Genomic DNA, 25,135 nt, shown 5'->3' on the forward strand with positions numbered 1-25,135 from the left:
ATGAGCGGCACCGAGCGGGCGGGCAAGCAGGCGGAGGGGCGGCACCTGGCGGACAGTCACGATCTGATCCGGGTGCACGGGGCGCGGGTGAACAATCTGAAGGACGTCAGCGTCGAACTGCCCAAGCGCAGGCTGACGGTGTTCACCGGGGTGTCCGGTTCGGGAAAGAGTTCGCTGGTGTTCGGCACTGTCGCGGCGGAGTCGCAGCGGCTGATCAACGAGACGTACAGCGCGTTCGTGCAGGGGTTCATGCCGACGCTGTCCCGTCCCGAGGTGGATGTGCTGGACGGCCTGACCACGGCGATCATCGTGGACCAGCAGCGGATGGGCGCCGCCCCGCGCTCGACCGTCGGCACCGCGACGGACGCCAACGCGATGCTGCGCATTCTGTTCAGCCGGCTCGGCGACCCGTTCATCGGGCCGCCGCCCGCGTTCTCCTTCAACGTGCCGACGGTGCACGGCTCCGGGGCGATCACGGTGGAGCGCGGCAAGGGCGCGAAGGCCGAGAAGCGGACGTACTCGCGGGCGGGCGGGATGTGCCCGCGCTGCGAGGGGCGGGGCAGCGTCTCGGACATCGACCTGGGGCAGCTGTACGACGACGGGTTGTCGCTGAACGAGGGCGCGCTGACCATCCCCGGGTACAAGCCGGGCGGCTGGAACTACCGGCTGTACACCGAGTCCGGGCTGATCGATCCGGACAAGCCGATCCGCACGTACACCGAGAAGGAGCTGCACGACTTCCTGTACCTGGAGCCGACCAGGATGAAGATCGCGGGCATCAACATGACCTACGAGGGTCTGGTGCTGCGGATCCAGAAGTCGATGCTCAGCAAGGACCGGGCCGCCCTCCAGCCGCACATCCGGGAGTTCGTGGACCGGGCCGTCACCTTCACCACCTGCCCGGACTGCGAGGGCACCCGGCTGAGCGCCGCCGCCCGGTCCTCGAAGATCAAGGGCCTCTCGATCGCCGACGCGTGCGCACTTCAGATCAGTGATCTCGCCGGCTGGGTACGGGAGTTGGACGAGCCGTCGGTGGGGCCGCTGCTGGCCTCGCTGCGGCAGGTGCTGGACTCGTTCACCGAGATCGGCCTCGGCTACCTCTCGCTCGACCGCCCGGCCGGCACGCTCTCGGGCGGCGAGGCGCAGCGGGTGAAGATGATCCGGCACCTGGGATCCTCGCTGACCGACGTCACGTACGTCTTCGACGAGCCGACCACCGGCCTGCACCCGCACGACATCCGGCGGATGAACGACCTGCTGCTGCGGCTGCGCGACAAGGGCAACACGGTGCTGGTGGTGGAGCACAAGCCGGAGACCATCGCGATCGCCGACCACGTGGTGGACCTCGGCCCGGGCGCGGGTTCGGCGGGCGGCACGGTCTGCTTCGAGGGCAGCGTGGACGGGCTGCGCACCAGCGACACCATCACCGGTCGGCACTTCGACGACCGGGCCGCGCTCAAGCCCGAAGTCCGCACCCCCACCGGCGTGTTGGAGATCCGCGGGGCGAGCGCGCACAACCTGCGCGAGGTGGACGTGGACGTACCGCTGGGCGTGCTGACGGTGGTCACCGGCGTGGCGGGCTCCGGAAAGAGCTCGCTGGTGCACGGCTCGCTGGTCAGCGGCGCGGCGCTGAAGGGCGGCGTACCGGAGGGCGTGGTGGCGATCGACCAGAGCCCGATCCGCGGGTCGCGGCGATCGAACCCGGCGACCTACTCCGGCCTGCTGGAGCCGATCCGCAAGGCCTTCGCCAAGGCGAACGGGGTGAAGCCGGCCCTGTTCAGCGCCAACTCCGAAGGCGCCTGCCCGACGTGCAACGGCGCCGGGGTGGTGTACACCGACCTGGCGATGATGGCCACGGTGGCGACGGTCTGCGAGGAGTGCGAGGGCAAGCGCTTCCAGGCCGCGGTGCTGAAGTACCACCTCGGCGGCCGCGACATCGCCGAGGTACTGGCCATGTCCGTCGACGAGGCGGAGTCCTTCTTCTCCACCGGCGAGGCCCGCACCCCCGCCGCACACGCCGTCCTGAAGCGCCTCTTCGACGTCGGCCTCGGCTACCTGACGCTCGGCCAGCCGCTCACCACCCTCTCCGGCGGCGAACGCCAGCGCCTGAAGCTGGCCGCGCAGATGGCCGAGAAGGGCGGCATCTACGTCCTGGACGAACCCACCGCCGGCCTGCACCTCGCCGACGTGGAGCAACTCCTCGGCCTGCTCGACCGGTTGGTCGACTCCGGCAAGTCCGTCATCGTGGTCGAGCACCACCAGGCCGTGATGGCCCACGCCGACTGGATCATCGACCTCGGCCCCGGCGCCGGCCACGACGGCGGCCGCATCGTCTTCCAGGGCACCCCCGCCGCCCTGATCGCCGACCGCACCACCCTCACCGGCCGGCACCTCGCGGAGTACGTCGGCGTCGGCGCGTAGCAGCGCGATATCCGCACGACACGGCGCCCGCTCCGATCAATCCACCTGGTGTTCGCGGGCCCAGGCGCAGGCTGTGTCCAGGACGCCGATCAGCGAGCGGCCCACCTCGGTCAGGGCGTACTCGACGTGCGGCGGGTTGCCGCCGTGGTCGGTGCGGGTCAGCCAGTGGTCGCGTTCCATCGCGCGCAGCGTCTCGGTGAGCACCTTCGGGTTGACGCCGCGCAGTCGGGCCTTGAGTTCGGTGAAGCGGTGCGGCCCGCCTTGAAGGCAACGCAGCACCGCGCCGGACCACTTGTCGCCGACCTGGATCGGCGAGCGGTGCGCGCACTCCCGGAGGTCGAACACGCCTGCCTCGTCAGGGATGGTCATGCGTACGACCATAGCCGCACCTCGGACCCGGTTCCGTTGCGGTAACCGGGGGTGCCCGTCCTACCGTCGGCGACGACACCGAACGCAGCAGGGCACCGAGGAGCAGCCATGAGCAGGATCGTGATTTTCGGCGCGGGCGGACGGGTCGGCCGGGCGGCGGTCGCGGAGGCCGTCCGACGCGGTCACGCCGTGACGGCGGTGGTCCGCGACCCGGCCAAGTACCCGGAACTGGAAGGGAGTTCGGGTGTGATGCTGGTGCGCGGCGACGCGACGGACGCGGACGCCGTCGCCCGGGTGGCCGCCGGCCACGACGCGGCGATCAACGCCTCGGTGCGGCTGGACGTCCCCTCCGAGAGCTACTTCACCGCCGCCGCACGGGCTCTGACGGCAGGTCTGAGGCGGGCGGGCGTCGGCCGACTGCTGGTGCTGGGCATCGCCACCACCTTGGAGACCGCGCCCGGGGTGCGCGTCATGGACGACCCTCAATTCCCCGAGCAGTACCGGACGTTCTCGCAGGGCCACGTCGCCGAGTTCGACCTCCTCACCGCCGAGGCCGGCGCCCTCGACTGGCTGATGGTCGTCCCGCCCATGGACCTCGCCGCCGACGCCCCCACCACCGGCCAGTACGTCACCGCCGTCGGCACCGTCACCGGCACCGGCCGCATCTCGCACGCCGACCTGGCCCTGGCCCTGCTGGACGAGATCGACACCCCGAAGCACCACGCCGCCCAACTCGCCGTCTCCCACTGACGATCCGCCACCCGGGTCGGGACTCTCACTGCGTTCACGTCGTCCGGAGGACCTGCTCGAACTCGGACCGGCGGCGCTCCTCGTGCCGGAACTCGCGCGGCGCACACCCGTAGGCTTCCCGGAAGGCCCGGCTGAAGTGGGCCTGGTGCCGGAATCCCCAGCGCGTGGCGATGTCGCGGATCGACAGTGCGGCGCTGACCCGCTCGGCGAGATCCCGCCGGGCGTGTTCCAGCCGACGGCTTCGGATCCAGCCGGCCACGCTGGTGCCGTCCTGCTGGAAGAGCCGGTGCAGGTAGCTGAGCGAGATGTGGTGTGCGGAGGCGACCGCTGCCGGGGCCAGGTCGACGTCGTGCAGGTTGCGGGTGATGAAGTCCTTGATCCTCAGCAGCAGGATCTCCGGTCCGCTGCCGGCCTCCGGGTCGTTCTCGAAGGCCGCGCAGAACAGGGCGGAGGCCACCCCGGTGATGATGGCCGAGAGGCGGGGGCCGTCCGCGGGCCGGTAGGTGTCCGCCTCGTGCGCCAGTTGACGCAGTATCTGGGCGAGCAGGGCCCCGTAGCCGCGATCGGCGGGCAGCAGGCGGACCGCCGGCCTGGCGACGCCACCGCGCGGCAGGGGCAGGCGGGCTCTGGGGATCTCCAGGGCGACGCAGGCGTGGAGTTCGCTGTCGCGGCCGGCCGCCCGCACGCCGACCGGGTGCGATGTGCTCAGCACGTACAGGCTGTTCGCGGGGCAGGTCGTCTCGGAGCCGGCATGGCTGACGTCCACGGATCCCGACAGTGGCAGGAAGATCCGCACGGCTTCCGGGTTCGCGGTGCGGAGGAGGCCAGGGGTGTGACGGCGCCGCCCCGAGGTGAAGGCCATGAACCGCACGACGAGCCCGTCCAGCCGGACGATCCGGTGTGTCTCCTCGAAGGTCCCCGCTTCGGTTCCCTGCGGCCGCACAGCAGCGGCGACGCATGGTCGTAAGAGCACGTACCCTCCTGCGGAAGCCGAATTTGGGCGTACACGACAAGCCTGTCCGTGACCCTATCGACCGTCAACAAAGGACGCTCCAAGGATGTGCGCCGGTCCGGACGCTCCAGAAAACTCAGTGGACTGTGCGCCAAAGACAGCGGACGGAGCGGAGCGGGAGGCTGATCCCCTCGATCCGCCGTGGACCGTTCGAGCGGGTCGGGACCCGTGAACCTTCCGTCCCAGGAGGAACCCATGTCCCTCAGCAGGACTCTCAAGGCACTCACCCTCTCTGCCGCGGCCGGTGCGGCACTACTGATGGTCCCCGCCAACGCCCACGCCGCCGGCTACACCCCGCAGTCGGTGTGCGGTTCCAGCTATGCCACGCTGGACAGCTTCAATCTGCCGGGCGGCACGTCGACGGTGTACCTGACGTACAGCAGCGCGACCGGCAACAACTGCGTCGCCACCATCAAGAACACCTACGTGGGCACCGCGACCCTGACCGGCGCCTTCCTGACCATCGGCACCAGCCCCAACTGGAAGGTGGACTCGGGCAATTACAAGTACTACGCCGCGACCTACCTGTACGCCCCCGGGCAGTGCGTCTCCTACGGCGGCCAGGACTACAACTCCAACGGCTGGTGGACCAAGGGTCCGTCCTGGTGCCACTGAGCACCTGTCCGGCCCGGTGCGACTGAGCACCCCGGCCCGTCCGGCCGGTTGATCCGGCCGACTGCCGGTACCGGTCTCCGGTACCCGCTCGTGCGGTTCGGTCCGGCTCCCGATCGGCGAGCCGGACCGGCCCGTCCGCCCCGCCGCCCTGACGCCGCTTCTCCGGCGCGGCAACCCCTCCGACCTGCGGATACCACCTAGGGTGGGCGCACCGTCGCAGCCGGAGAGCCCAGGAGGCCGGAGATGCCCGAAGCCGCCGTTCCCCCGCCGCCGCAGGTGTGGCCGACGCTGCGGGCGCGTGATGCCCGGGCGCTGATCGCGTTCCTGGTCGAGGCGTTCGGTTTCGAGGCGACCACGGTGTACGCGGACGGCGACCTGGTGGAGCACGCCGAACTGGCATGGCCGCTCGGCGGCGGCATCATGCTCGGCTCGGCGAAGGAGCCCACCGACGGCGGGGAGGACCCCTGGCCGCTGCGGCCCGGCACCTTCGGCGCGTACGTGGTCACCGACGATCCGGACGGCCTGTACCGGCGGGCGGTCGGCGCGGGTGCCGAGGTGACCGCCCCCCTGCACGACACCGACTACGGTTCACGGGACTTCACGGTGCGCGACCCGGAGGGCAACCGCTGGTCGTTCGGCACCTACCGGGGCGAGGCCCGCCACCACTGACGGCGTCGGCGCCCCCCGGCTCGACCGGCCGCTGAGCGACCGGACCCGGGGTTGGCCGGATCCTGTCATATTCCCGGAACCGTCCGGGCAGGGGTTGTAGCCTGGTGGGGTGCTTCTTCTTGTCAGCCGTCGCCACGTGGACCTGGTCCGCGTCACGAGCATGTCCTGTCGACGCTCCGGCTGATCAGCCCCCTCCGCATCCCCTGCCCGTAGCGGCCCACCGACTGCGCCGGGCACCGCCACCCCGGCACGTCCCGGCGCGACCCGCCGCAGCGGCCGGGCCGTTCCCCGTGGACGCGCACCCATGACGATGCAGCACCCCAGGCAGCACCCCACAACAACCCTCCCGGTCATCGACCTCTCGCTCGCCGACGGCGACGCCACCGCGCGGGCCCGGCTCCACCGGGAGCTGCGGGAGGCCGCGACCGGAGTCGGCTTCTTCCAGCTCGTCGGCCACGGCGTGACCGCCGCCGAGACCGCCGGCCTCGGCTCCGCGATGCGCGCCTTCTTCGCCCTCCCCGAGGCCGACCGGCTGGCCGTCAGCAACCTCAACTCCCCGCATTTCCGCGGCTACACCCGCACCGGGGACGAACGCACCGGCGGCAGCCGCGACTGGCGCGACCAGCTCGACATCGGCCCCGAACTGCCGCCGCACGTACCGGCGCCCGGCGAGCCCGCGTACTGGTGGCTGGAGGGGCCCAACCAGTGGCCCGCCGCGCTCCCGGAGCTGCGCACCGCCGCCCTGCACTGGATCGCCCGCCTCGACGGCGTCGCCCGCCGGCTGCTGCACGAGCTCCTCGCCTCGATCGGCGCCCGCCCGGACTTCTACGACGACGCCTTCGCCCCGCATCCCCACCTGCACCTGAAGCTGGTCCGCTACCCGGGCACCGCCCCCGACGGCGCCGCACAGGGCGTCGGCACGCACAAGGACTACGGCTTCATCACCCTGCTCCTGCAGGACACCGTCGGCGGCCTCCAGGTCGAACGCGCCGACGGCACCTTCCTCGACGTCCCCCCGCTGGACGGCGCCTTCGTGGTCAACCTCGGCGAACTCCTCGAAGTCGCCACCGACGGCTACCTCAAGGCCACCAGCCACCGCGTCCTGTCTCCCGCGGGCGCCCGTGAGCGCTTCTCCGTCCCGTTCTTCTACAACCCCCGCCTGGACGCCCACATCGCGCCACTCGACTTCCCGCACGCCCACCACGCCCCGGGCATCACCCAGGACCCGTCGAATCCCCTGCATGCAGACTTCGGCGAGAACGAATTGAAGGGATTCAGCCGCGCCCACCCGGAGGTCACCCGCCGCCACCACGCCGAACTCCTCCCCCTGGGCTGACCGGGGCACCGGCCCGTCCGCCCGGCGGGGCCATGGACCGCCGGGCGAGACCGGTGTCACACTGCTGGTGTCACAGTGGTACTGGTGCGAGGGCTGGGTTGCGATGGGTGGCGGGGAGCCGCGGTTCACGGTGGACGAGCTGGCTGCCCGGGCGGGGGTGACGGTCCGGACGCTGCGGTTCTACGGGGCGAAGGGGCTGCTGCCGCCGCCGGAGCTGGGGCCGCGGCGGGTGGGCCTGTACGGGGCTGAGCACCTGGGGCGGCTGGAGTTGATCGAGGAGTTGCAGCGGCAGGGTCTGACGCTGGCCGCGATCGACCGCTATCTCGCGCAACTGCCCTCGGACATCGGCGAGTTGGACCTAGCGATCCACCGGGCGCTGGTGGCGTCGTGGACGCCGGAGTCGGCCGAGGAGGCCAGCCGGGCGCAGTTGGAGCGCCGGACGGGGCGGGCGCTGTCGGACGCGGATCTGGATTCGCTCGCGGCGATGGGCGCGCTGCACCGCACCGGGGACCCGGACGTGTTCAAGGTGGAGCCGGGGCTGCTGCCGCTGGGCGTGCGGGTGCTGGACGTGCCGATCCCGCTGGAGACGCTGGTGGCGGCCCGGGCGGTGGTGCGGCTGCACAGCCAGGCGACGGCGCACGATCTGCACCGGCTGTTCCGGGACACCGTGTGGCGCCCGTACCGGGAGAGCGGCCCGGATCCCGAAGAGCTGGAGCGGATGCGGGAGTTGACGGACCGGATCCAGCCGATGGTGGTGCAGGCGCTGGTGACGGCCTTCCAGCGCTCGCTCGCGGAGGAGCTGGCCCGCCCGGCGGAGCGGGCGGGCCAGGAGGAGCAGGGTCAGTCGCGGTAGTGGCCGCCGCTCTCGGCGAGGGCGACCAGCGAGGCCGGCGGGGTGAAGCGCTCGCCGTACGCGGCGGCGAGTTCGCGGGCGCGGGCGGTGAAGCCCGCCGGGCCGCCCGGGTAGCCGTTGATGTACTGCAGGACGCCGCCGGTCCAGGCGGGGAAGCCGATGCCGAGGATGGAACCGATGTTGGCGTCGGCGACCGAGGTCAGCACGTTCTCGTCCAGGCAGCGGACCGAGTCGAGGGCCTCGGAGAAGAGCAGCCGTTCCTTCATGTCCTCGAACGGGATCTCCGCGCCGGGCCGCGCGAAGTGTTCACGAAGGCCGGGCCACAACCGGGTGCGCTTGCCGTCGACGTACTCGTAGAAGCCGGCGCCGCCGCTGCGGCCGGGGCGCTGGAACTCGTCGAGCATCCGGTCCATGACGATCTCGCCGGGGTGCTCGGTCCAGGTGCCGCCGGCCTCCTCGACGGCGCGGCGGGACTCGTTGCGGATCTTGCGCGGCAGGGTGAGGGTCAGCTCGTCCAGCAGCGACAGCACCTTCGCGGGGTACCCGGCCTGGGCGGCGGCCTGCTCGACGGAGGACGGGTCGAGGCCCTCGCCGATCATCGCGACGCCCTCGTTGATGAACTGGCCGATCACCCGGGAGGTGAAGAAGCCGCGCGAGTCGTTGACCACGATCGGGGTCTTGCGGATCTGCCGGACCAGGTCGAAGGCGCGGCCGAGCGCCTCGTCGCCGGTCTGCGGGCCGCGGATGATCTCCACCAGCGGCATCTTGTCGACCGGCGAGAAGAAGTGCAGGCCGATGAAGTCGGCGCTCCGCTCGACACCCTCGGCGAGCAGGCCGATCGGCAGGGTGGAGGTGTTGGAGCAGAGCAGCGCGTCGGGGGCGACCACGTGCTGGATCTCCTGGAACACCTTGTGCTTGAGCTCGGGGTTCTCGAAGACCGCCTCGATGACGGTGTCGCAGCCGGCCAGGTCGGCCGCGTCCGCGGTGGGGGTGATCCGGGCGAGGAACTCGTCGCGCTCCTCGGCGGACAGCCGTCCGCGCTGCACCTGCTTGTCCAACAGGCCCGCGGAGTAGGCCTTTCCGCGTTCGGCGGCCTCCAGCGTGACGTCCTTGAGCAGCACCGTCAGACCGGCCTGCGCGCACGAGTACGCGATGCCCGCGCCCATCATGCCGGCGCCCAGCACCGCGACCTTCGACGCCTTCCGCGCCGGAACCGAACTCGGGCGGGAGGCACCGGAGTTGACGGCCTGCATGTCGAAGAAGAAGGCCTGGATCATGTTCTTGGAGGTGGCCCCGCAGGCCAGCTCGGCGAAGTACCTGGCCTCGATGACGAACGCGGTGTCCACGTCCACCTGCGAGCTCTCCACCGCCGCCGCCAGGATGTTGCGCGGCGCCGGGTAGGGCGCGCCGTTCAGCTGCTTGCGCAGGTTGGCGGGGAAGGCGGGCAGGTTGGCGGCGAGCGCGGGGGTGCTGGGGGTGCCGCCGGGGATCTTGTAGCCCTTGGCGTCCCAGGGCTGCGCGCTGACCGGGTTGGCGGCGATGAAGGCGCGCGCCTGCGCGAGCATCTCCTCGGCGCTGGAGGCGAGTTCGTGCACCAGGCCGTGCTGGAGCGCCTGCGCGGGACGGTACTGGCGGCCCTGCAGCAGGACCTTGAGCAGGGCATCGGTGATCCCGAGCATCCGCACGGTGCGGACCACTCCGCCGCCGCCGGGCAGCAGGCCGAGGGTGACCTCGGGCAGGCCGATCTTGCTGCCGGGGGCGTCCAGCGCGATCCGGTGGTGGCAGGCGAGGGCGATCTCCAGGCCACCGCCGAGCGCGGCGCCGTTGATCGCGGCGACCACCGGCTTGCCGAGGGTCTCCAGCTTGCGCAGCGCGCGCTTGATCCGCATCGAGTTGGCGAACACCTGCTCGGCGTCGTCCGGCCCGACCGAGGACAGCAGCTTGAGGTCGCCGCCGGCGAAGAAGGTCTTCTTCGCGGAGGTGACGATGACGCCGGTCAACTCCTCGGTGGCGGCGAGGCGTTCGACGGTGGCTTCGAGCGCGTCGGTGAACGCGGCGTTCATGGTGTTGGCGGACTGCGCGGGGTCGTCGAGGACGAGGGTGACCACGCCGTCCTGGTCCTGCTCCCAGCGGATGGGGCTCACGTCGGTCATTGTGTCGAATTCCTTGTTCGGATACGTGAGTGGACGGGTGGTCAGATGCGCTCGATGACGGTGGCGATGCCCATGCCGCCGCCCACGCACAGGGTGGCCAGGCCGTAGCGCAGGTCGCGGCGCTCCAGCTCGTCGATCAGGGTGCCGATCAGCATCGCGCCGGTGGCGCCGAGCGGGTGGCCGAGCGCGATCGCGCCGCCGTTGACGTTCACCTGGTCGTGGCGGAAGCCGAGTTCGCGCATGAAACGGAGCGCGACGGCGGCGAACGCCTCGTTGATCTCCACCAGATCGATGTCGGCGGCGGTCAGCCCGGCCTTGGCGAGGGCCTTGCGGGTGGCGGGCGCAGGGCCGGTGAGCATGATGGTCGGCTCGGAGCCGGAGACCGCGGCGGAGACGATCCGGGCGCGCGGGGTGAGGCCGTAGCGCTCGCCGATCTCCTTCGAACCGATCGCGACCAGCGCCGCGCCGTCCACGATGCCGGAGGAGTTGCCCGCGTGGTGCACGTGGTCGATGGACTCCACCCAGTGGTACTTCTGCAGCGCGACCGCGTCGAAACCGCCGAGGTCGCCGATGTCGGCGAAGGACGGCTTGAGGCCGGCCAGCGTCTCCACGGTGGTGCCGGGGCGGATGAACTCGTCGCGGCCGAGCACCACCAGGCCGTTGCGGTCGCGCACCGGGACGACCGAGCGGTCGAACAGGCCGTCCGCCTGCGCCTTGGCGGCGCGGGCCTGCGACTCGGCGGCGAACGCGTCCACGTCGGTGCGGGACAGTCCCTCGATGGTGGCGATCAGGTCGGCGCCGATGCCCTGCGGAACGAAACCGGTCTCGTAGGCGGTCATCGGATCGGCGAACCAGGCGCCGCCGTCGGAGCCCATCTTCACCCGGGACATCGACTCCACGCCGCCGGCCAGGATCAGGTCCTCCCAGCCCGAACGGACCTTCGCCGCGGCCAGGTTGACGGCCTCCAGGCCGGACGCGCAGAAGCGGTTCTCCTGCACGCCGGCGACGGTGTCCGGCAGGCCGGCGGCGATCGCCGCGACCCGGGCGATGTCGGAGCCCTGGTCACCGATCGGGCTGACCACGCCGAGCACGATGTCGTCGATCGCGGCCGGGTCCAGGGTCGGGAAACGGCGGCGCAGTTCGTGGATCAGACCGACCACCAGGTCGATCGGCTTGGTGCCGTGCAGGGAGCCGGTCTGCTTGCCGCGTCCGCGCGGGGTGCGGATCGCGTCGTAGACGTACGCTTCGGTGGTCACGGTGTCGAATGCCTTTCAGACGTGTGGGTCGGCCGGGTCAGCCGAGCAGGGAGCGGCCGACGATCTCTTTCATGATCTCGGTGGTGCCGCCGTAGATGGTCTGGACGCGCCCGTCGGTGAACGCCCGGGCGACCGCGCTGTCACTCATGTAGCCGGAACCGCCGTGCAGTTGCAGACAGCGGTCGGCGGTGCGCTTCTGCAGCTCGGTGGCCCACCACTTGGCCATCGAGGCGTCCACCGGCGTCAGGTTGTACTTGTTGTGCTCCAGCACGCAACGGTCCACGAAGGTCCGGGTGACGGCGCACTCGGTGGCCAGCTCGGCGATCTCGAAACGCACGTGCTGGAGCTTGGCCAGCGGACGGCCGAACGCCGTGCGCTGCTTCACGTACGCCGTGGTCTCCTCCAGCACGTACTCCGCGCCCGCGATCGCCGCGACCGCGATCGCCAGGCGTTCCTGGGCGAGGTTGCGCATCAGGTACAGGAAGCCCTGGTTCTCCTCGCCCAGCAGGTTCGCCTTCGGCACCCGCACGTCCTGGAAGAACAACTCGGCGGTGTCCTGCGCCTTCTGGCCGATCTTGTCGAGGTTGCGGCCGCGCTCGAAGCCCGGCATGCCGCGCTCCACCACCAGCAGGCTCAGGCCGTGCGCGCCACCCTCCGCGGTGGTCCTCGCCACCACCACGACCAGATCGGCCAGGATCCCGTTGGAAATGAAGGTCTTCGCGCCGTTCAGCACATAGTGGTCACCCGCGTCCACGGCCGTGGTGCGGATCGCCTGAAGGTCGGAACCGGTGTCCGGCTCGGTCATCGCGATCGCGCTGATCAACTCACCCGAGCAGAACCCCGGCAGCCAGCGCTGCTTCTGCTCCTCGCTGGCCAGCCCCGTCAGATACGGGCCGATGATGTCGTTGTGCAGCCCGATCGCCAGGCCGCTGGCGCCGACCCGGGTGAACTCCTCGGCCAGCACCGCCGCGAACCGGAAGTCCGGGCTGCCACCGCCGCCGTACTGCTCGTCCACCGCGATGCCGAGCAGACCGGCCTTTCCGGCGGCCAGCCAGGCCTCACGGTCGACGATGCCCTGCTGCTCCCAGCGGGCGTGGTGCGGGACGACCTCTTTGGCGAGGAAGGCCCGGACGCTCTCGCGGAAGTCCTCGTGTTCCTCGGTGTAGAGCTCGCGCTGCAACGGGGTGTCTCCTTCCGGAGGCTTGCGGGTCAGGAGGCTTGCGGGTCAGGGGGCTTGCGGGTCAGGGGGCTTGCGGGTCGAGTGCCGGGACGGCCCAGTCGCGGGCCACCTCGGCGGTGTGCTCGCCGGGGCGCGCGGGCGGGGTGCGCAGCGCGGCCGGGGTGGCGGAGAAGCGCGGGGCGACGCCGGGCTGGACGGTGCCGTGCTGCTCGGTATAGCTGCCACGGGCGGCCAGGTGAGGATGCGCGGCGGCCTGACGAAGCGTCAGCACCGGTGCCACGCAGGCGTCGTGGCCCTCGAAGAGCTCCGTCCACTCGGCCTGGCTGCGGGTGGCGAAACGCTGCGCGATCCGTTCGCGCAGCTCGGGCCAGCGGGGCAGGTCGTACTGCGCGGGGGCGTCCTCGCCGAGCTCCAGCAGCCGGGTGAACTCGGCGTAGAACTGCGGCTCCAGCGGGCCTACGGCCATCCAACGACCGTCGGCGGTGGCAAAGGTGCCGTACCAAGGGGCGCCGCCGTCCAGCAGGTTGACGCCTCTGCGGTCCTGCCACAGGCCGGCGCCGAGCAGGCCCCACAGCATGGTGGAGAGATGAGCGGCTCCGTCGATGATCGCGGCGTCCACGACCTGGCCGGTGCCGGTGGCCCGGGCGTGGTGCAGGGCGGCCAGCAGGCCGACCACCAGATACAGCGAGCCACCTGCGTAGTCGCCCAGCAGGTTGGCCGGGATCGCCGGGGGGCCGTCCGGGTCGCCGATCAGGCCGAGGACGCCGGAGGTGGCGAGGTAGGTGATGTCGTGGCCCGCACGGTCGGCGAGCGGACCGTCCTGGCCCCAGCCGGTCATCCGGCCGTAGACCAGCGCCGGGTTGCGGGCCAGGCACTGCTCCGGGCCGATGCCGAGGCGTTCGGCGACGCCCGGGCGGTAGCCCTCGATCAGCAGGTCGGCGCGGGCGGCCAGGTCGAGCACGAGGCCCTGTCCGCCCGGGGATTTCAGGTCCACCACGACGGAACGCTTGTTGCGGTTGGTCAGGTCCTGCTCCGGGGCCGGCCCGAGCACCTGCCCGCCCGGGCGGTCCACCCGCACCACGTCCGCCCCCAGATCGGCGAGCAGCATCGCGGCGAACGGGCCGGGCCCGATGCCCGCCAGCTCCAGGACCCGGACACCCGCGAGCGGCCCGGCAGCCGCGGCGGGGGGTGTTGCGGGGGTCATCGGCGAGCGCCTCCCAGGTTTGACAGTAAAGCTGTCACAGTGGCGATGATAGGGATGCGACTCGCCGGTAACAAGAGTCAACCGGACGGTCCGCGACACGCGATCCCCGATGATGGAACCGCGTCCGACCGCGCGTCCGACCTTCCGGAGGGAACCCACCATGCCCGACCGTGACACCACCGTCCTCGACAACCCCGTCGCCGCCTCGCTCGCCGGCCCGCACGCCCACCTCGCCCGCCACCACGGCCGGGCCTCCAGCTTCCTCCCCGAGGTGGCGAGCTTCTCCGCCATCACCGCCCAACCCGGCTCCTGGGACGACCTGATCGCACTCCTCGGCGTCGACGCCTTCGCCCTCCTCGTCAACTGCCCCGTTCTCCCGCCCGACCACCTGGCACCCGAATTCACCTTCGAGGGCTACCAGATGACCCACCCCGGCGCACTCTCCGCACTCCCCCGCACCGCCGCCGCTCACGTGGTCGAACTCGGTCCCCCGGACGTCCCCGAGATGCTCGCCCTGGCCGAACGCACCCGCCCCGGCCCGTTCCACGCCCGCACCCACGAACTCGGCACCTACCTCGGCATCCGGGAGAACGGCGCGCTGGTCGCCATGGCCGGAGAAAGGCTCAAGCCGCCGGGCTGGACCGAGATCAGCGCCGTCTGCACCGCCCCCGAAGCCCGCGGCCGCGGCCACGCCACCACCCTCATCACCACCCTCATCCACCAAATCACCGCCCGCGGCGACCGCCCCTTCCTCCACTCCGCCGCCGACACCACCGCCTTCGCCCTCTACCAACGCCTGGGCTTCACCATCCGCACCAAGGTCACCATCCGCGGCTACCGCACCCCCTGAGACACCGCGCCCCGCGGAGCAGGCCTTCGGCCGGCAGACAGGAGAAGACACGGCGAAGCCGGACACACGGCGACGGGGTCGCCTCCTCGTGGGCGGATAGTCAAATGATCCCGGGGCGCTGTCTGAATAGGGTTGCGCCGTGCCTGAGTTGAAGCAGTTGGATGCCTGCCACGGCCCGGCGATCCTGGCCTTTGAGCTGGCGAACCGCGCCAATGTCGCGTCCCGGAAGGTGCTGGTCAAGGCCGGGTTCGTCCCGGTCGGCCCGGCGGGCCCGGCCGACCTCAGTGGCGGGACGGGCACCTGGTTTCGGCGCGACCTGGCGGGCCGGTAGCTCGCGGGCCGGGCGTCAGCCAGGTGTTCGGCCGCGCCAGTGGCGGATTTCGAGGGCGGCGGCCACGTCGAGGGGGTGGTCGGCGAGGGGGCGCGGGAGGAGGGTGTCGGCGCGGGCGAGGCGGCGGAGCAGGGTGTTGCGGTGGGTGAAGAGGCGGGCCGCGGCGCGGGTGGCGTTGCACTGTTCGGCGAGGTAGGCGCGGACGGCTTCGGCCGGGGGGCCGTCGAGTGCGCCGAGGACGCGACGGACGAAGCGGTCGGCGCCTTCGAGGTCCTGGGTGAGGAGGGCGACGAGTTCGATCTCCTCGTGGGAGGCGAGGCGTTGGACGGAGGCGAGGCGGGCAAGCATGCGCTGGGTGGTGAGGGCGTCGAGGTGGCTGCGGCGGAAGCCGTTGACGCCGCCGGCGGCGGGGCCGAGGGCGATGCGGACGGCGGGGAGTCGGTCCAGGCCGGTGCGCAGGCGGTGCTGGTCGGGGCGGGCGGCGGTCCAGACCCAGCGGGTGGCCGCGCTCGCGGTGACGTCGAGGACCGGCGGCCGGCCCGCCGTCGCGGCCAACAGGTCGGCGGCGCGGTCGAGTTGGGCGAAGTCCTGGTCGAGGTCGTCGACCCACAGGACGGCGGCGGTGTGGGTGCCGGCGAGGGGGTACCCGAGCCGGGCTTCGGCGCGGGCGCGGGCGATGGGCGCGCCGTCCAGCAGCAGGGCGACGGCGTGCAGCCGTTCCGCGTGGTTGGAGCCGGTGAGCGCGGCGCGTTCGGCCCGGAGCAGGGCGGACATCCCGCCGACGCAGGCGTCCACGAACGCGGAGATGGAGCGGAGTGAGACGTCGAGGAGTTCGCGCAGTTCCTCGGGGTCGGTGGTGAGCGAGCAGGCGATCCGGGTCCACAGGCGGAGGGCGACGCTCTCGCCGGCGCGGTAGGAGTCGAGGGCGGGTTCGTCCAGGCCGCGGCGGACGATGTCGCGGGCGATCAGTCGCTGTTCCTCGCCCTCGGGGGCGGGGACGGGCGCGCCGGGGGCGGTGACGTTGGCGGCGGCCCAGCGCAGCAGGTTGGCCCGGTTGACGCGGCGCAGGCCGGCGGAGAGGACGGGGTCGTCGGCGATCGGCCGCCGGGTCTCGCCGGCGAGGGTCGCGGCGTCGAGTTCGGCGAGCCATTCGGGCTGCGGGTTGAGGGCGAACTCGGCGCCCTGGCGGATCAGTTTGCGGATCCGGGCTGGGGGCAGCGGCATGCCCGCCACCGTAGTAGTGCAGAGTGCACCGGGAAAGGGGCAGCTCGGTGCAGGTTGAACCTGGGCAACTGCCGCAGGATTTGTGGACGATGACGGGGTCTCGTCCGAGGACCGTCAGGAGTCGCCCGTGTCCACCGCCGCCGCGCACCGCCACGACCGGACCGCCGCGCCCGTCGAGCATCTGGATGTGCTGATCGTCGGCGCCGGGATCTCGGGTATCGGCGCGGGCCGTTACCTGTCCGCCGAACTGCCCGGCAAGGGGTTCGCGATCCTGGAGGCCCGGGCCGACCTCGGTGGCACCTGGGACCTGTTCCGCTACCCGGGCATCCGGTCCGACTCGGACCTGCACACCTTCGGCTACGCGTTCAAGCCGTGGCGGGAGAAGGAGTCGATAGCCGACGCCCCGCAGATCCTGTCCTACCTGCGCGAAACCGTCCGGGAGAACGGTTTGCAGGACCGGATCCGCTACCACCACCGGGTGCTGGACGCGAGCTGGTCCACGGCGGACGCCCGCTGGAGCGTCCGGGTGGAGCGCACCGACACCGGCGAGCGGCTGACCCTGACCTGCGACTGGCTGTTCTGCGCGATGGGCTACTACCGCTACGACCAGGGATTCACGCCCGAGTTCGAGGGGCTGGAACGTTTCACCGGCACCGTCGTCCACCCGCAGCACTGGCCCGAGGACCTCGACCACACCGGCAAGCGCGTGCTGGTGATCGGCAGCGGCGCGACCGCCGTCACCCTGGTGCCCGCGATGGCGAAGCGGGCCCGGCAGGTGACGATGCTCCAGCGCACGCCGACGTACATCATGCCCGTGCCGCGCCGCGACCACCTCGCCAACCTGCTGCGGCGGCTGCTCGGCGACGAGCGCGGCTACGCGCTGGCCCGGCGCAAGAACATCGCCCAGCAGTACGCGGTCTGGTCGTTCTGCCAGCGGCACCCGAAGACCGCCCGGCGGATCATCCGCTGGGTGAACGCCCGCCAGCTGCCCAAGGGTTACCCGGTGGACAAGCACTTCAGCCCGCCGTACGACCCGTGGGACCAGCGGCTGTGCGCCGTCCCCAACGGCGACCTGTTCAAGGCGATCCGCGCCGGCCGGGCGTCCGTGGTCACCGACCGGATCCGCACCTTCACCGAGCGCGGGGTGCTGCTCGAATCCGGCCGAGAGCTGGAGGCGGACCTGGTGGTCACCGCGACCGGGCTGAACGTGCAGGCCTTCGGCGGCATCCCGATGAGCGTGGACGGTGTGCCGGTGCGGCTCGCCGAGACCGTCGCGTTCAAGGGCATGATGCTCTCCGGCGTCCCCAACTTCGCGTACGCGATCGGCTACACCAACTCCTCCTGGACGCTGAAGGTCGGCCTGCTGTGCGAGCACTTCTGCCGCCTGCTGGCCCACATGGACCGGCGCGGGCACCGGATCTGCCGCCCCGAGGTCGCCGACCCGGCGATGCCCACCCGGCCGTTCCTGGACTTCGCGGCCGGCTACATCCTGCGCGCCGTGGACGGGCTGCCCCGGCAGGGCGACCGGGGGCCGTGGCAGACCTCCACCAGCTACCGCGACGACGAGCGGACGTTCGGCGCCGGGCCGGTCACCGACCCCGAGCTGCACTTCTCCTGACCGCCCCGACCTGACCGCCCCGGCCTGACTGTCCTCACGGGCTGCCCACCCCGGCCGGGCCGCCGCCCCTTGCCGCCTGCCGGGGGCGGGCGGACGCTGGGAGGAAGGCGCACCGGCCGCCCGTCGCCGGTGCGCACGGGAAGGTGACACGTCATGCAGAACCACTGGATCGTCGATCTGTCCTTCGAAGAGGACGAGTCCCGCACCACCTGCACCGCCTCGCTCAGCGGCTTCAGCGCGCCCGGCGCTCAGGGCACCGGCATGGCCCGACGCAATCCCACCGACGACGCCGACACCGTCATCGGTGAGGAACTGGCCGCGGCCCGCGCCTGCCACGACCTCGCCCACAAGCTGGCCGGCCAGGCGGAAACCGGAATCGAGAGCCACACCCACAGCCCGGCGCACCTCCCGCTCTGAACACTCCGAGATCCGAACCAACCAAGCCTCTGAGTCTCTGAGCGGCGCCGAACTCCCGTGCGGGGCGGGCCCGTCCACCGGTCGGTGATCTTTTCGGACCATCGAACCGGCAGGTAGAGTGCGGCGATCAGTCGTGCCCACGGGGGGCACCAGCGAGACGAATCACCGGTGACCGCATGACCGTCTGGACCCGCCCCGCCCTGTGGTGGCGCTGCGCCATCGCCCTGTCCGCGTTCCTGGGGATCTACCTCAGCAACAGCTCGCTGGTGTACTTCACCCTCCAGAGCAACGTGCTCGTGCTCGGTTACTTCCTCGGCGCGGCCTACTGGATGGTCAAGCGGGGGACGGTGGACGCCCCCGCGCCGCGGCTGCGCGGCGCCGCCGTCCTGTACATCACCATCACCGGCATCGTCGCGCACGTGCTGCTCAACCACGGCGAGAACCCGCTGCCCGGCCTGGTCTCCGGCCCCGACCGCCTCCAGCACTGGTCCAGCTTCTTCCTGCACTACACCACCCCGCTGATGGTGCTCGCCGACTGGCTGCTGCTCTCCCCCCGCAACGCGTCCCGCTGGCGCGACCTGCCGCTCTGGCTCTCCTACCCCCTCGGCTACGCCTTCCTCACCGAGGCCCGCGCCGCCGCCTTCCCGAACTTCCCCCTCCGCTACCCCTACTTCTTCCTCGACCCCACCGAGAAGGGCTACGCCTGGGTCGGCCTCCAAATGGTCCAGCTCACCCTGGAGTTCATCGTCCTCGCCGCCCTGGTCGTCGCCCTCGACCGCCTCGGCACGAAGCTCCGCCGTACCCAACCCGTCACTCAGGAGGCCTGACGGCAGGCCGGCCCAGCCAATTCCCACTCCTTTGATAATCTGGCTGCATGACCGAGCGCACCTACAGCATCGGCGACGGACCGGCGACCAGAGTCAGCCTGTCCTTGCCCGAAGGCACCGCGGCCGCGATCCGGGAGCGGGTCGGCAAGCGCGAGTTCTCCGCGTTCATCACCGCCGCCGTCGAGCGTGAGCTCCGCGGCCGGATACTGGACGAATACCTGGCCGACTACGAGCGCCGCAATGGACCGATCCCCACAGCTGAACAGGATCGTGCCCGCCGGGTGTTCGACGAGGTGTTCGCCGGGGAGAGCGAATGGCCCGCCGCAAGCTGAACCACGAAGGAACGTTGGTCCTCGACTCCGAGGGATTCTCCAAACTGCTCGCGGACAACGAACCGGTGGTCGCTCTGGTCGCGGAAGCGCGCGCCAGGGGCATGGAGGTGGTGATCAGCGCGCTGACGATCACCGAGGCGGTGCACGACCGGACCGACCGGACCCGGCTGAACTGGCTGCTCTCCGGCCTTCGCATCGCTCCGGTCGGCGACGAGGAGGCCAAGGCGGCGTCGGCCCTCCTGCTGGCGGCCGGCCTGCATGGCCACAAGTACGCGATCGACTCCGTCGTGGCCGAACTCGCTCTGCGACAGCAGCGGCCCGTAGTGGTACTGACGTCGGACGTCGATGATCTCACCAAGCTCTGCGGCGGCCGGGTGCGGCTGGTTCCCGTGTAGCCGTCAGCGGGTGGAGCCCATCGGCTGTCCGCTGTACCAGTTGGGCCTGCTGTCGGTGCTCAGGCTCGGCCAGTCGCAGGCCTCCGACGGGATGCCGACCCCCCTACTGGTGCCGGGCCCAGGCGGCGAACGCCTCGTGAAAGCCCGGGAAGGTCTTGCGCACGCACCCGGGGTCGTCGAACGTGATCCCGGGCGTGCGCAGCCCCGTGACGGCGAACGACATGACGATCCGGTGGTCGCCGTGGGTGGCGATCTCCGCCGTCCTCGGCGCACCGGGCCGGATCTCGATCCAGTCCCGCCCGGTCGCCACGTCGATCCCCAGCCGCCGCAGGTTCTCCGCGCAGGCGTCCAGCCGGTCGCACTCCTTGACCTGGGTGTTGTACACGTCCTCGATCCGCACCGGCCCCGACGCGAACGGCGCGATCGCGGCGAGGGTCGGCATGGTGTCGGAGATGTCCCGCATGTTGACGGTCCCTCCGGTGAGCGTCCGGCCGGTGACGGTGGTGGCGTCCGCCGTCACCTCCACCTCCGCGCCCAACTGCTCCAGCACCGCCGCGAAGAAGTACGACGCCGTGGACGCGTCCGGCTCGATCGCGTACCGGGTCGCCGTGTAGCCGCCGGGCGGGACGCTGAAAATCTCACCCTCGCGCTCGACCTCGACGCCGAAGCTGCGCATCATCGCGAGCGTGATCTCGACGTACGGCGCGGAGACCAGGTCGGTGACCCGGATCCGCAGCCCGTCCTCGGTCAGCGGGCCGAGCAGCAGCAGCGCCGTCAGGTACTGCGAGGACAGCCCGGCGTCCAGCGTCACCTCCCCGCCCCGCACCCCGCTCGTCCGCACGCGATCCTGCCCTGCCGCGGCTCGCGCGAGACGGATCGTCTTACGCCTCGGACAAGCCGCAGGTGGCGCGCTGAGCGCCGGTGTCCCAGTTGCACCCGGTGGCGAGCATCTTCTTGTTCTGTCAGTGCCGGGGACGGCGGGGGCGGGAGCGAGATCCTGACCGTGGGCGATGGTGGTGGGATCCTGGCCGGTGTCGCACCTCCTCAATGATTGTTCTGATTTCTTGCCGGTCTTCGTCAACGAGGCCCGGTTCTTCCGCGTCGAGTTCGTCGAACGCGTTCAAGGCGCGCTGGTACTCCTGAAGGATCGCGGCCTTGGGGCGGCCCAGGCCTTCGTAGGCTGCGGCGAGGACTGCTTGGGTATGTGCCCTGTCACGTCGGCTGCTCCAGGTGTGACCGCCCACCTCGTCGTACAGGGACAGTGCTGTTTGCGCTGCCGACTTTGCGTGACTGAAATACCCTTTTGAGTCAGCCGCGGCCTGTGAGCGGAGATATCGGCCCGTTGCTACGAGGACATTCGCCTTCAGACAGTGCGTTTTTGCCTTGTGGAGACGGTTTGCCCACGAGTCCTCGGGGTGCAGGTTGTCATACTGTGCCAGAGCCTCTTCCACTTTGTCCTGCGCGCTCTTGAGGTCCTTCCGTACAAGTTCGGCCAGCAGCGTTTCCGCCGAGTCATTCTGTCGGAATTCTTCCAGGGCCTCCTCAAGATCCTCCCGGCCCTCCGCCTCCCTCAGGGCTTCGCCTGCATTTCCGTCCTGCCACGAAACGGCCCTTCCCAGATATCCGGTCGCCATGCGGAACAATGCCATGGCATGTTGGGGCCGAACAGCTTCGCTGTATTGCCGTTCCAAGATGTTGTAGTTTTCAAGAGCCCGGGCATGCTGCCTGATGCTCTTGTCCCACTGCTCAGTGGCTGCATACATCTGGCCGATTTCGGAGAGAGCCTGTGCGTGGTCGCGGTGCCAGCGTGTGCTGCAGTGCTGACGAAGCTCCTCGTACAATTCGCAGGACTCCTGCGCCTTGGCCAGGGCTTCCGCCCATCGCCCACTCTCGCCGAGCTGCCAGGCAAACCCGCGTAGGACGAATGCCCTTTTCCCCTTGATGTCATCGGGCTGGTACTCGTCGGTCTCACGAACCTCCGAAAGCCGCTCAATCACATCGTAGGCTTCGTTGGCCACGTGCAGAGCTTCGCGTGGCCGACCGATATGGCAAGCCGTGGTGGCTTGCGTGCACAAGGCTTTCGCCAGGCCGAACGCCTGCCTGCGAGTGAGACTGTCCTGGCGCATTTGCTCCAGGAGCTGTACAGACTCTCGGGCACGCTCGTGAGCCTCCTCGAACTGACCGGCGTCATCGAGGCGGTCTGCGAGATCACTCAGCGCCTCGGCCAAGCCGAACTGGTGCTCCTCCGACCGCTGCAGTGGCTGAAGTGCACGATAGGTGTCCACCGCCTCCCAAGCGACCTCGCACGCACGGCGTCGCTGCCCAGAACTCGCCAAGTAATGTGACAAGCGCTGCAAGGCAGTGGCCAGCATGTCCCGGTTCTCCTCGGTGTGCGGCGCATTGATGCGCTGGAAGTGCTGCACCGCATGCTCCGCAACGGCCACGGCCAGCTCCAGTAGCACGTCAGGAGAGGGTACGTCGAGTTCCTTGAGGACCTGCGCAGCAACCTCCTGCGCGGACTTCTTCCGTAGCGTCGTGTTCAGTGCTGCCACCAGCGAAGCACCAATGGCGGCCGCAGACTCGTCGTGCTCTGTCATCGCGACCTGCTTGACCAGCCGGATGATAGGAGCCGCATGATCCCGTAGTGCCTGCTCCATCACCTTTCGGGCCACTTTCTGAGCCGGTGCATCCTTCATGGCCTCCCCGGTGGGAGCTGTGCCGTCCGGAGAAGAGGCGTCGCTTTCGGTGGTGAGCTGGAGGACGCGAAGCACCTTGAGCACCTGACGGGATCGGTCGGAAGTCGATCGCGGAATGCCAGGTCCCTTTCCATCGACGTCGAGCAGTTGACGCGCAAGATCGGGAAACGTCGCGATCACTCTGGCCCCGAGCCGCTCGGCAAGCCGGAGCGGCTGCAGCGAACGCAGATAGCCTTCCCCGATGAACTCCGCGTGTTGCCAGCGAGCGAACCCCCGTCTTCGCCACTCCGGCTCGTCCGCGAGGTCGGGGACGAGTCGGAGCCGGCGCGCGGCCTCCGTCTCCCCCTCTCCCTCGGTCCGGCCGGTGGCCACCGCCAAACTGGAGATGGCGACAACCCGTTCAAGGAGGACAGGATCGTCAGGAAGGCAGACGTTTCTGGCGGACTCCTGCCATCTCTGGCGCTGGACGTCGATGGCGTAGTCCAGCAGCGCATCCGACCGCGAGCGTGACGGCGGGCCCGCGGTGGCCGAGGGTGTCTTGCCCAGGCTCGCCCGCGCATCCACCAATGCTTGGATCAAGATCAGCAGGTAGCTGGCGAAGTCGGGGCTCTCCAGATTCGGCGCGCCGGCACCGGCATCCGCTGCAGCCCTGGCCACGACTTCGCTGCCAGGCACCGCATAGGGCTGTTGCTCGGGCTGTGCGTGCGTGGTTTCCCTTTGCTGGTACCAGCTTTTGAAGGCATCGAAGGCGACGTTGTAGACCTCCTCGCGGTCGGCCTTCTCCGGTGGGTCGAGAGGCGCAGGATCCTGTTCGTCGACCAGCGCCTCGTAGCGCCGCTTGAGCGCCTTCCACCACATTCCGCCGCTCTGGGCCACGGCCAGGATGCGCAACGGGAGTCGATTTCCTGTCTCCGCGGCCGTAGCGAGAAGAGCCTCCAGTTGGCCGGCATGGGTGTCGGCGTCATCAACGACGATCAACCGCTTCTCCTCGAAATCGCAGAATTTGGAGAAGTTGACCTCCAATGGATCAGCGATTCCGGTGACCCAGCTCTCGGCGGCCATCTGCCGGCACAGTTCCCTGGAGAGACGGGTCTTGCCCACGGCGCCGCCCCCCGTGAGCAGCCGCAGCCGACACCCGCCCGGCAGCCGGCACCAATCGGCCAGCCCGGCAAGCTCCTCCACCCGGCCTTGGAAGGGCACGACGCTGTAACGGGCCTGCAGCAGGTCTGCCTCTGACCACTGGTCGGGGGGCGGCAGCGGAAGATAGGCCGGTCTGAGCAGCTCGTCCCCACTCCACACCGGGTCCAACTTCACCTGCTCCGTCGGCTCTTCACCTCTGGCCCGGAGCAGGCATTCATTTGCAGCACTGTCGCCGTCCGCCCCGAAGATGAGGTTGATCGGAACCGCCAGCAACCGCCCCTCGATCGTCGCGCGGTCTCTTACGATCACGCCCACCAGGTGGTCTCCGCTGAACAGAGCCGCCCCCGACATGCCACTCCACAAGGACGTACCCGAGCGGGTAGGAGAGGTCCCAGTCTCGATCTGGAAGTTCAAGGACTGGATAAATTCCCTGGAACCGCTCATGGGAAATATTGAGCCCCGGGCATCCTCGACGTTCATCAGGTTCTTCGGCCCGACCTTGTCCACTTGCGACTCGGGAAAGCCAAGCGCCTGGGCCGGGACCCGGTCTTTGCCGAACAGACGGCCGAGCCTCACGTCGCCGGGCCACCCGTTGTTCCGGACGGCGAACGGGTCGGTATCCTCCGCGCGAGTAAGCAGCGCAAAGTCCAAGTCATTCTTGATCTCGACCCGGAACGCAACCCCTTCGTCCGGCATCAACGCATACCGGTCTTCGGCGTACCTGCAGAGCCTGCGCACCGTCGCTGTCGTGCCTGCCGATTGCACGCAGTGACCGGCGGTCAGTACAAGATTCGGCGTCAACAGGTAGCCCGATCCGCGCTTCCCACCTGCGGAAATACTCACCAGGAGTTCGGGATCCAGGCCTGTCATTGCGCTTGATCCTCCGAGGCGATGCGCATGTCATCGGGCACGGTGAGGCTGAGCTTGATCCGGTGGGTGGCTACGTTGCCGTGTTCATATTCGCCGCCCGCCTGAAGGACCCAAAACTGTACGCCACCTTTACCTGTCCCCTTGTTGGAAACTTGGACAGTGGCTTCGACCTCGACCCCGGAGACTCCGAATTGAAGCTTGTCACCGGCGGCTTTCTCCTGCGCCGATTTGAGTTCCTGGCGCAGCGCAGCAACCATCTCCGAGAGCGGCAGCGGTTCTTGCGGCACGTTTTCCTGCTGGCCCGTCATTGTCTCAGTCCCTCGCGGATGCGCAAGCCGTCATTGCGGTACGCGGAAGCGCTGCACGGGGCACGAAATTGGCACATACGGCAACCGAGTGGACAGCGGTTGCGCCTCCGCAGCGCCGATGGATCTTCCCCCATCGGGAGCATGGAATACGGATCTACGCTCTCCCTGGAGGGGGATGTCGCACACAAACCAGTATTGGCCTCCCAGCAGGAGCGTCAACTCGACCAGAGCGCCCGAGCCTGCTGCGCCGCAGCAGTCAGGCCCCGCCGGCCCTTTCCCGGGGCGGCGGGGCCTCACGCATGTGCGGTC

At 70.1% G+C, this 25,135-nt stretch carries 22 protein-coding genes and 2 pseudogenes; 14 read left to right on the top strand and 10 right to left on the bottom strand.

Translation table 11 applies throughout. The features are described from left to right. Entirely contained in the window at positions 1-2,421 is a 2,421-nt protein-coding gene (locus ACZ6R9_RS27270; RefSeq protein WP_465540891.1) for an ATP-binding cassette domain-containing protein, read from the top strand. A gap of 36 nt (positions 2,422-2,457) precedes the next feature. Here the strand turns inward: ACZ6R9_RS27270 and ACZ6R9_RS27275 are convergent, their stop codons facing one another. Then, positions 2,458-2,790, bottom strand: coding sequence for a winged helix-turn-helix transcriptional regulator (locus tag ACZ6R9_RS27275; protein WP_380481777.1), 333 nt, complete (start codon positions 2,788-2,790; stop codon positions 2,458-2,460). A gap of 108 nt (positions 2,791-2,898) precedes the next feature. Between ACZ6R9_RS27275 and ACZ6R9_RS27280 the strand changes: the two genes are divergently transcribed. Continuing rightward, a complete protein-coding gene (locus tag ACZ6R9_RS27280) occupies positions 2,899-3,540 on the top strand; it encodes an NAD(P)-dependent oxidoreductase (RefSeq protein ID WP_465540893.1) in 642 nt (213 codons plus the stop codon). A gap of 34 nt (positions 3,541-3,574) precedes the next feature. Here ACZ6R9_RS27280 and ACZ6R9_RS27285 read toward each other — a convergent pair whose 3' ends face one another. Then, the gene (locus ACZ6R9_RS27285) at positions 3,575-4,513 is read right to left on the bottom strand and encodes an AraC family transcriptional regulator (RefSeq protein WP_465540895.1); all 939 of its coding nucleotides are present in this window, start codon (positions 4,511-4,513) and stop codon (positions 3,575-3,577) included. Between the two features lie 234 nt (positions 4,514-4,747). Here ACZ6R9_RS27285 and ACZ6R9_RS27290 point away from each other — a divergent pair, with 234 nt between their 5' ends. From ACZ6R9_RS27290 to ACZ6R9_RS27310, 5 genes are all read left to right on the top strand, one after another. Then, a complete protein-coding gene (locus tag ACZ6R9_RS27290) occupies positions 4,748-5,167 on the top strand; it encodes a spore-associated protein A (RefSeq protein ID WP_380481783.1) in 420 nt (139 codons plus the stop codon). Between the two features lie 243 nt (positions 5,168-5,410). Beyond that, positions 5,411-5,836, top strand: a complete 426-nt coding sequence (locus tag ACZ6R9_RS27295; protein WP_465540897.1) for a VOC family protein — start codon at positions 5,411-5,413, stop codon at positions 5,834-5,836. Positions 5,837-5,945: 109 nt separating this feature from the next. Further along, positions 5,946-6,020, top strand: a complete 75-nt coding sequence (locus ACZ6R9_RS27300; protein ID WP_465540984.1) for a putative leader peptide — start codon at positions 5,946-5,948, stop codon at positions 6,018-6,020. 120 nt (positions 6,021-6,140) lie between these two features. Further along, complete coding sequence (locus tag ACZ6R9_RS27305) at positions 6,141-7,172, top strand: isopenicillin N synthase family dioxygenase (RefSeq protein ID WP_380481787.1); 1,032 nt, start codon at positions 6,141-6,143, stop codon at positions 7,170-7,172. 103 nt (positions 7,173-7,275) lie between these two features. Continuing rightward, on the top strand, positions 7,276-8,025 hold the full coding sequence (locus tag ACZ6R9_RS27310; protein WP_380481789.1) for a MerR family transcriptional regulator: 750 nt from the start codon (positions 7,276-7,278) through the stop codon (positions 8,023-8,025). Here ACZ6R9_RS27310 and ACZ6R9_RS27315 read toward each other — a convergent pair. The 4 genes from ACZ6R9_RS27315 to ACZ6R9_RS27330 all read right to left on the bottom strand — a co-directional run bounded on the left by ACZ6R9_RS27315 (position 8,013) and on the right by ACZ6R9_RS27330 (position 13,818). Beyond that, positions 8,013-10,178, bottom strand: a complete 2,166-nt coding sequence (locus tag ACZ6R9_RS27315; protein ID WP_380481791.1) for a 3-hydroxyacyl-CoA dehydrogenase NAD-binding domain-containing protein — start codon at positions 10,176-10,178, stop codon at positions 8,013-8,015. The two genes, ACZ6R9_RS27310 and ACZ6R9_RS27315, sit on opposite strands and share 13 nt — an antisense overlap. A 41-nt stretch (positions 10,179-10,219) precedes the next feature. Continuing rightward, entirely contained in the window at positions 10,220-11,434 is a 1,215-nt protein-coding gene (locus ACZ6R9_RS27320) for an acetyl-CoA C-acetyltransferase (protein WP_380481793.1), read from the bottom strand. A 37-nt stretch (positions 11,435-11,471) separates the two neighbouring features. Continuing rightward, entirely contained in the window at positions 11,472-12,614 is a 1,143-nt protein-coding gene (locus ACZ6R9_RS27325) for an acyl-CoA dehydrogenase family protein (RefSeq protein WP_465540900.1), read from the bottom strand. 61 nt (positions 12,615-12,675) lie between these two features. Continuing rightward, the gene (locus tag ACZ6R9_RS27330; RefSeq protein ID WP_465540902.1) at positions 12,676-13,818 is read right to left on the bottom strand and encodes a CaiB/BaiF CoA transferase family protein; all 1,143 of its coding nucleotides are present in this window, start codon (positions 13,816-13,818) and stop codon (positions 12,676-12,678) included. 160 nt (positions 13,819-13,978) lie between these two features. Here ACZ6R9_RS27330 and ACZ6R9_RS27335 point away from each other — a divergent pair, with 160 nt between their 5' ends. Beyond that, positions 13,979-14,668: a GNAT family N-acetyltransferase gene (locus ACZ6R9_RS27335; protein WP_380481799.1), complete on the top strand. Its 690-nt coding sequence runs from the start codon at positions 13,979-13,981 to the stop codon at positions 14,666-14,668. Between the two features lie 211 nt (positions 14,669-14,879). Then, a pseudogene (locus ACZ6R9_RS27340) lies at positions 14,880-14,999 on the top strand (GNAT family N-acetyltransferase); the annotation flags it as partial. A gap of 15 nt (positions 15,000-15,014) precedes the next feature. Here ACZ6R9_RS27340 and ACZ6R9_RS27345 read toward each other — a convergent pair. Further along, positions 15,015-16,223 (bottom strand): PucR family transcriptional regulator, encoded by a 1,209-nt coding sequence (locus ACZ6R9_RS27345; RefSeq protein ID WP_465540904.1) that lies wholly within the window; start codon positions 16,221-16,223, stop codon positions 15,015-15,017. 127 nt (positions 16,224-16,350) lie between these two features. On the opposite strand from ACZ6R9_RS27345, the gene ACZ6R9_RS27350 reads away from it, so the two are divergent. The 5 genes from ACZ6R9_RS27350 (at position 16,351) to ACZ6R9_RS27370 (ending at position 19,812) form a co-directional block, all read left to right on the top strand. Beyond that, positions 16,351-17,841, top strand: coding sequence for a flavin-containing monooxygenase (locus ACZ6R9_RS27350; protein WP_380481802.1), 1,491 nt, complete (start codon positions 16,351-16,353; stop codon positions 17,839-17,841). A 153-nt stretch (positions 17,842-17,994) separates the two neighbouring features. Further along, positions 17,995-18,258: a DUF1876 domain-containing protein gene (locus ACZ6R9_RS27355; RefSeq protein WP_380481804.1), complete on the top strand. Its 264-nt coding sequence runs from the start codon at positions 17,995-17,997 to the stop codon at positions 18,256-18,258. 176 nt (positions 18,259-18,434) lie between these two features. Further along, complete coding sequence (locus ACZ6R9_RS27360) at positions 18,435-19,085, top strand: Pr6Pr family membrane protein (protein WP_465540905.1); 651 nt, start codon at positions 18,435-18,437, stop codon at positions 19,083-19,085. A gap of 47 nt (positions 19,086-19,132) precedes the next feature. Continuing rightward, positions 19,133-19,417, top strand: coding sequence for a hypothetical protein (locus ACZ6R9_RS27365; RefSeq protein ID WP_380481808.1), 285 nt, complete (start codon positions 19,133-19,135; stop codon positions 19,415-19,417). Further along, positions 19,399-19,812 carry a DNA-binding protein gene (locus ACZ6R9_RS27370; protein WP_465540906.1) on the top strand — a complete coding sequence of 138 codons (414 nt, stop codon included), beginning with the start codon at positions 19,399-19,401 and terminating at the stop codon, positions 19,810-19,812. The genes ACZ6R9_RS27365 and ACZ6R9_RS27370 overlap by 19 nt, the downstream gene beginning before the upstream one ends. Positions 19,813-19,915: 103 nt before the next feature. Here the strand turns inward: ACZ6R9_RS27370 and ACZ6R9_RS27375 are convergent. From ACZ6R9_RS27375 to ACZ6R9_RS27385, 3 genes and pseudogenes are all read right to left on the bottom strand, one after another. Then, positions 19,916-20,653, bottom strand: a pseudogene (locus ACZ6R9_RS27375) (3-phosphoshikimate 1-carboxyvinyltransferase); the annotation flags it as partial. 121 nt (positions 20,654-20,774) lie between these two features. Further along, positions 20,775-24,518: a S1 family peptidase gene (locus tag ACZ6R9_RS27380; RefSeq protein ID WP_465540907.1), complete on the bottom strand. Its 3,744-nt coding sequence runs from the start codon at positions 24,516-24,518 to the stop codon at positions 20,775-20,777. Beyond that, positions 24,515-24,826: a trypco2 family protein gene (locus ACZ6R9_RS27385; RefSeq protein ID WP_380481814.1), complete on the bottom strand. Its 312-nt coding sequence runs from the start codon at positions 24,824-24,826 to the stop codon at positions 24,515-24,517. The genes ACZ6R9_RS27380 and ACZ6R9_RS27385 overlap by 4 nt, the downstream gene beginning before the upstream one ends. Positions 24,827-25,135 lie beyond the last annotated feature (309 nt).

It is taken from the genome of Kitasatospora sp. NPDC048662, assembly GCF_055587065.1.